The organism is uncultured Campylobacter sp. (assembly GCF_938031315.1).
In the GTDB taxonomy this organism is placed as follows: domain Bacteria; phylum Campylobacterota; class Campylobacteria; order Campylobacterales; family Campylobacteraceae; genus Campylobacter_B.
Window position 1 is genome coordinate 1 of record NZ_CALHHT010000346.1, and the last position, 6,280, is coordinate 6,280.

Consider the following 6,280-nt stretch of genomic DNA (forward strand, 5'->3'; position numbering starts at 1 on the left):
TTCAAAAATTTCGTTTAAAAACCTGCCGCTTGCGGCGTCGATGCCCTTGGACGCGACTAGAATTTTTTGGCCTAAATTTATAAAATTTTGATCCAGCCACTGCGCGGTCTGCTGCGCTGCGAGCGCGAAAATGAGCGCCTCGCAATCAAGCGCCTCTTTTACGCTTACGAAATTCACAAGCTGCCTAGGCGTGCGCGAAGTGATGACGCATTCGTTTTTCACGCTTAGCGCGTCGCAAAGCGCGCTGCCCCATTTGCCCGCGCCGATAACCGCGATTTTCATTGTAGCCCTTTCGATCTTAATTTATAAAATTCCGCAAAACTTGCGCCGGATATTTGAGCGATCCGTTGGCGCAAATTTTAACCGCAGCTAAATTTATCGCGCGGCTTTGCGTTAAATTTACAAGGTGGTTTGCCGAAATTTAACCCGCCTGCGTAAATTTAAACCTTGCAACGTCGCGACGTAAAATTTTATCCGGTTTCTCGCCGCACGCGAGCCGGTAAATTTCACTGCGCCCGCGCACACTAAATTTATTAAATTTAATCCACTCGTGCCGCCCGCCGTAGGTAAAATTTTACTCATTATACAGCTGGCTAATGCGCGCCGCCCTGCCCGCTCGAGCAAGCTTTTATCAAACACCGCTTTACCGCGAAGCGTGTCCGCAAAGCACAGATCAAATTTCACGCGAGCCATAAAATTTAGAAATTTTATCTCTAAATTTCATCTATCGCATGCGCCGCGCCGCATTTAATTCGCCGCTGTACAGCTGCGAAATTAGCCCAGCTTCTGTTTCAAAAGCTCGTTTACCTTCGCAGGATTAAACGCGCCCTTGCCCTCTTTCATCACTTGGCCTACGAAGAAGCCGAATAGCTTGTCTTTGCCGCCGCGGTAGTCCGCGACCTTGTCCTCGTTTTCGCTCATCACGCGCGCTATGATCTCCAAAATCGCGCCGTCGTCGCTTACCTGCCTCAAGCCTAGCTTGTCGATGACCGAGCTTACGGCCTCGTCGTGCTCCATTAGATAATCAAGCACCTCTTTGGCGGCCTTTTGAGACACTGCGCCGCCTTCGATCGCGCTTAAAAGCTCGCTCATCTTCGCGCTGTTTACGGGCGAATCCTCGATCGTAACGCCGTTTTTGAGCCTGCCCGCAAGCTCGACGGTAAGCCAGCTGACGCAGAGTTTTGGCTCGTGCCCAGCCGCGATTAGATCCTCAAAAAATCGCGCGTTTTCGTAGATGGAGATTATGATCTCGGCGTCTTTCTCTTTAACGCCCAGCTCGCGGACGTAGCGGGCCTTTTTCTGATCCGGCAGCTCGGGGATCTGCTGCGCAGCAGCCAGCATCTCGTCATCCACGATCACGGTTAGCAGGTCGGGGTCTGGGAAGTAGCGGTACTCGGCGCTGTCTTCTTTGCTGCGCATCGGCTTGGTGATAAGCTTAGCGGTATCAAAAAGGCGGGTTTCTTGCACGACCTCTTGCTCATATTTGCCGTCCTGCCACGCTTCGATCTGACGCTCGATCTCAAACTCGATCGCCTTTTGGATAAATTTAAAGGAGTTTAAATTTTTAATCTCCACGCGCGTGTAGAGCTTTTGCTCGCCTTGCGGGCGGATGCTGACGTTTACGTCGCAGCGAAACGAGCCTTCCTGCATATTTGCGTCGCTGATATTTAAAAAGCGCAAAATGCTGTGGAGTTTTTTTAGATACGCGACCGCCTCGTCAGCAGAGCGCATATCAGGTTCGCTTACGATCTCCAAAAGCGGCGTGCCGGCACGGTTTAGATCGACCAGGCTGCGCGAGCTTTCGTGATTATTTTTGCCCGCGTCCTCCTCCAGGTGCGCACGCGTGATGCCGATGCGCTTGCTCTGTCCGTCCGCGGCTATGAAAAGCTCGCCGTGCTCGACGATCGGGATCGTCCACTGCGAAATTTGATACGCCTTGGGAAGGTCGGGATAGAAGTAGTTTTTGCGGTCGAATACCGACTTGCGATTGATCGTCGCATTGACGGCGGTGCCGAAGCTGATGGCTTTTTTAACCGCCTCCTCGTTTAGCACGGGAAGAGCGCCCGGAAGCGCCAGGCAGGTCGGGCAGACGTGTGAATTCGCCTCGTCGCCGAAGCTCGTGGGGCAGGAGCAGAAAATTTTAGTTTTGGTATTTAGCTGGCAGTGTACCTCTAGGCCGATCACGGTTTCAAACATAAACTTAACCTTTTAGAATAAAAATTTCGCGTAATTTTACAATTTTTTGCTTTAATACTCGCTTGTAGCGGCACACGGCGTGGCTAAATTTTAAAATTTTACCCGCAAGATCTTACTCGCCTTCGCGGGCTAGTCGTTCTTTCAGATCGAAAACATCGACCATCAAGCAGGTGATGATGACGCAAATCACGCCGGGAGCGGTGCAGATGAAGAGGAATTTTAACCCCAAAAAATAAAATGACGGATAGGCAAAAAAGACGAATGCGCCGACGAAGATCAATCCGAACGACGCACCCACGAGGAAGTATAAGAAATTTCGCTTAAAATTAATGCTCATCGACGATCACGGCGCCCGCTAGATAAACGTAGCTTAAAACCATGAAAATGAAAGTCTGCAAAATCGCCATAAAAGTAAGCAGCGCAAACGGTACCATCGGTATTAGCGCAGGAGCGAGAGTAAGCATAACAAGAAGGAAGGTATCGTCGCCTTTGATGTTTCCAAAAAGTCGGAACGAAAGCGATACGACGCGCGAAAAATGCGAGACGATCTCTATGACGAACATAAACGGAGCTAGGATTTTCACCGGTCCCATAAAGTGTTTTAGGTAGTTGATCACGCCGTGCTCGCGAACGCCCTCAAAATGGTAATATAACCAAACGCAAAGCGTAAGCGAAAGGGTTAAATTTAGACTCGCGCTCGGCGACTCAAAGCCCGGCACCAAGCCGATAACGTTACTAAAAAATATCACAAATCCCAATGTTGCGATTAGCGGAAGATATTTTTTGGCTTGTTCCTCGCTACCCATAGCGTCCTTACCGATCGTTAGCACGCCGCTTAGGTAGGCTTCGGCGATATTTTGCATGCCGTGTGGCACAAGCTGAAGCGAGCGAGTGGAGCAAAGCGCGACGGCTACGATGATAGCGACGACCAAAAAGAAGTAAAAAAGGTAGATAAAGGTGTGGTCGTAAGAAATTAAACCGCCAAAAAGGAAGATGTCTTTTAGCATAAAAACCCTTGATCGTTGAAATTTGTGGCGTATTTTACACTTCTATTCGTTAAAGTATATTTAAATTTGCGTCAGCGAGTAAAATTTTGAGCTTTGCGAGTTCTCACACCGCTTTGCTTGCCTAGCACTTTCGTCTAGCTTGCGCGCCATTTCTGCGGAAATTTTGCGTTTTTTTGGCATTTAGCTCCATATTTACAGCAAATGACAAAATTTTTGCTAGTAAGCACGAAATTTACGGCTACACTGCCAATTAGCTATTTTTGCAAAATAGAATTTATCTGGCGTATACGGCGTATACAGAGAAGCCCTAAGCCGGCTGGCGGTAAAATTTGTGTTTAAAGATACGAAAAGCACGATAAAATTTACCGTGATGGCACCGCGATAAATTCCAAGAATTCCAAGAATTACGCTCACCTCAAAAAAATCATAGTTAAAATTTAGCAAACTCAGGACCCGATTGCTAAAATTTTATAAAATTTATATAAAAACCTTGACATCCTACCACTCAATGTTGTATAATACTGGCAATCTTACCGAAAGAGTGCTAAAAGTGAAAACGAATAAACGCGATATGATCCTGGAATCCATCATTTCAGCCTATCTGGATAGTAACACCCCGATCGGCTCCTCCGAGCTCGGCGAGCGTATGGGCGTGGCGATGTCGGCATCCACGATCCGCATTTATTTCAAGCGCCTAAGCGATGAGGGGGCGCTCAAACAGCTTCACGTAAGCGGCGGCAGGATCCCTACAGTCGCGACGATGCAGGATTACTGGCGCGCTAGACTTAGCTTCGACGATGAGTTAAAAATAGACGATGCTCGCGAGCTAGAAGCGGTGCTTGAGGATTTTGAAATTTACTGTATGATTTTCAACGCCGAAAATGAAGCCCTAAGCGAAGTTATCAATCACAATGATCGCTTTATAATCCTTGCATTTAGAAAAGACGAGATTATCTTAAAATACGATTTTAGAGTTTTTAAATTCCTATCAAATTTAATAGGAATTTCACTCGGAGATTTGGAGCTAGCTTCGATGCAGATCGGTCTGCGCGAGCTTAGCACCAAAATCAAAGAGCTAAAAAATTCTAAAATCGAATTTCTTTGTAACGAGGTCGTGGCGTATAAAATTTTCAAAGACGAGCGGTTTAAAATTTTACTCAACCCCTCGATCGCCGTAAATTTTACTAAAAATTTGATCTTCGCGCCCTACTTCGAGCACGGATTTATGGGGATCAAACGCCCCGTAAAATTCGAAGGCGAGGACGCTACGATGATCTGCGCAGGCAGCGTTTACGAGAATTACGAGAAATTTTTTAACTACGCTAAAGGAGTAGCATGAGCCATAAATTTAAAGAGCACGGCGATAAAAATGCAGCGTGCGATAGTGAAGAAAAAGAGGTTTGCGAGCAGTGCGCGTCAGAGGCGAGCGAGCCACAAGAGGCGCAGACATGCGACGATACCGATGCGCAGATACAAAAGCTTCAAAACGAGTTAAGTGAGATCACCGATAAATTTTACCGCGCCAATGCGGATTTTGAAAATCTCAAAAAACGTTTGGAAAAAGAAAAAGATAGCGCTGTTGCTTACGCTAGCGAGAGCTTTGCAAAAGATCTGCTGCCTATTATCGACGCGCTTGAGGAAGCCGCCAAAATTGATGTGGAAGGTAATGAGCTTGCGGATAAAATCGAAGTTGGCGTAAAACAATGTCTAAGCCTTTTTACAAAGACTTTTGAAAAATACGGTATCGTTCCGATAGCGACGGATGCGGGATTCGATCCTAGCGTGCATAACGCTATTTCGATGATTGAAGCCGAAGGCGCTAAAAAAGGCGATATCGTTCAAGTATATCAAAAAGGATATATGTATAAGCAGCGCGTTTTGCGCGCCGCTATGGTAGTGGTGGCGAAATAATCGCTCAAATTTTAAAATTTTAAATTCAATACAAAGGATAACAAATGGCAAAAGTCATAGGCATCGACCTAGGAACAACAAACTCGTGCGTAAGCATATTTGAGCGTGGCGAGAGCAAGATCATACCGAATAAAGAGGGTAAAAACACCACTCCGTCGGTAGTAGCTTTCACCGACAAAGGCGAGGTTTTAGTAGGCGACAGCGCCAAGCGCCAAGCAGTCACTAACCCTGAAAAGACGATCTACTCGATCAAGCGCATCATGGGTCTTATGATGAACGAGAAAAACGCGCAGGAAGCTAAAAAGCGCCTACCGTATAAGATCATCGACCGAAACGGCGCCTGCGCGGTAGAGATCGCGGGCAAGGTCTATACGCCGCAAGAAATTTCAGCCAAGGTGCTAATCAAGCTAAAAGAGGACGCCGAGGCGTTTTTGGGCGAGCCGGTCGTAGATGCGGTCATCACCGTGCCTGCGTATTTCAACGACAGCCAAAGAAAGGCGACGAAAGAAGCGGGAACAATCGCGGGCTTAAACGTGCTTCGTATCATCAACGAGCCGACCGCAGCGGCGCTTGCGTATGGACTGGATAAAAAAGAGTCTGAAAAGATCGTCGTTTACGATCTGGGCGGCGGTACATTCGACGTAACCGTGCTAGAAACCGGCGATAGCGTCGTAGAAGTTTTAGCTACCGGCGGTAATGCATTTTTGGGCGGCGATGATTTCGATAACAAACTGATCGACTTTTTAACCTCAGAATTTCAATCTGAAACAGGCATCGACTTGCGCGGCGATGTCATGGCTATGCAACGCCTAAAAGAGGCTGCGGAAAACGCCAAAAAAGAGCTAAGCAGTGCGATGGAAACGACGGTAAATTTACCTTTCATTACCGCTGACGCTACGGGTCCTAAACACCTGATGAAAACCATCACTAGAGCTAAATTTGAAAGCATGATCGATTCTTTGGTAGATGAGACCATAAGCACTCTAAAAAAGGTCGTAAGCGATGCAGGTCTTAGCATGAACGACATAAAAGAAGTCGTCATGGTAGGCGGCTCGACGCGCGTGCCTTTGGTGCAAGAGGAGGTCAAAAAGGCTTTCGGCAAGGAGCTAAATAAGAGCGTAAACCCTGATGAAGTCGTAGCAATCGGCGCTGCAATCCAAGGCGCG

At 47.3% G+C, this 6,280-nt stretch carries 7 protein-coding genes and 1 pseudogene; 3 read left to right on the plus strand and 5 right to left on the minus strand.

The genetic code is table 11. The features are described from left to right. From Q0236_RS08285 to Q0236_RS08305, 5 genes and pseudogenes are all read right to left on the minus strand, one after another. Window positions 1-282, minus strand: a pseudogene (locus tag Q0236_RS08285) (glycerol-3-phosphate dehydrogenase); the annotation flags it as partial. A gap of 117 nt (window positions 283-399) precedes the next feature. After that, window positions 400-684 (minus strand): hypothetical protein, encoded by a 285-nt coding sequence (locus tag Q0236_RS08290; protein WP_297916814.1) that lies wholly within the window; start codon window positions 682-684, stop codon window positions 400-402. Window positions 685-774: 90 nt separating this feature from the next. Beyond that, entirely contained in the window at window positions 775-2,196 is a 1,422-nt protein-coding gene (gene gatB / locus Q0236_RS08295; protein ID WP_297916816.1) for an Asp-tRNA(Asn)/Glu-tRNA(Gln) amidotransferase subunit GatB, read from the minus strand. 112 nt (window positions 2,197-2,308) lie between these two features. Continuing rightward, complete coding sequence (locus Q0236_RS08300; RefSeq protein ID WP_297916818.1) at window positions 2,309-2,533, minus strand: hypothetical protein; 225 nt, start codon at window positions 2,531-2,533, stop codon at window positions 2,309-2,311. After that, on the minus strand, window positions 2,523-3,203 hold the full coding sequence (locus tag Q0236_RS08305; protein ID WP_291937725.1) for a F0F1 ATP synthase subunit A: 681 nt from the start codon (window positions 3,201-3,203) through the stop codon (window positions 2,523-2,525). Before Q0236_RS08305 ends, Q0236_RS08300 begins: the two co-directional genes overlap by 11 nt. Window positions 3,204-3,753: 550 nt before the next feature. Between Q0236_RS08305 and Q0236_RS08310 the strand changes: the two genes are divergently transcribed. The 3 genes from Q0236_RS08310 to Q0236_RS08320 all read left to right on the plus strand — a co-directional run. Next, a complete protein-coding gene (locus Q0236_RS08310; RefSeq protein ID WP_297916820.1) occupies window positions 3,754-4,542 on the plus strand; it encodes an HrcA family transcriptional regulator in 789 nt (262 codons plus the stop codon). After that, a complete protein-coding gene (locus Q0236_RS08315) occupies window positions 4,539-5,114 on the plus strand; it encodes a nucleotide exchange factor GrpE (RefSeq protein ID WP_297881939.1) in 576 nt (191 codons plus the stop codon). Before Q0236_RS08310 ends, Q0236_RS08315 begins: the two co-directional genes overlap by 4 nt. Window positions 5,115-5,158: 44 nt before the next feature. Continuing rightward, on the plus strand, window positions 5,159-6,280 hold a 1,122-nt coding region (locus Q0236_RS08320; RefSeq protein WP_297916823.1), incomplete at its 3' end, for an Hsp70 family protein.

Excerpts from the sequence above, each read along its gene's own strand:
- Q0236_RS08300 (WP_297916818.1), bottom strand. The coding sequence starts at position 2,533 with ATGAGCATTAATTTTAAGCGAAATTTCTTATACTTCCTCGTGGGTGCG.
- Q0236_RS08315 (WP_297881939.1), top strand. The coding sequence starts at position 4,539 with ATGAGCCATAAATTTAAAGAGCACGGCGATAAAAATGCAGCGTGCGAT.
- gatB (WP_297916816.1), bottom strand. The coding sequence starts at position 2,196 with ATGTTTGAAACCGTGATCGGCCTAGAGGTACACTGCCAGCTAAATACC.
- Q0236_RS08305 (WP_291937725.1), bottom strand. The coding sequence starts at position 3,203 with ATGCTAAAAGACATCTTCCTTTTTGGCGGTTTAATTTCTTACGACCAC.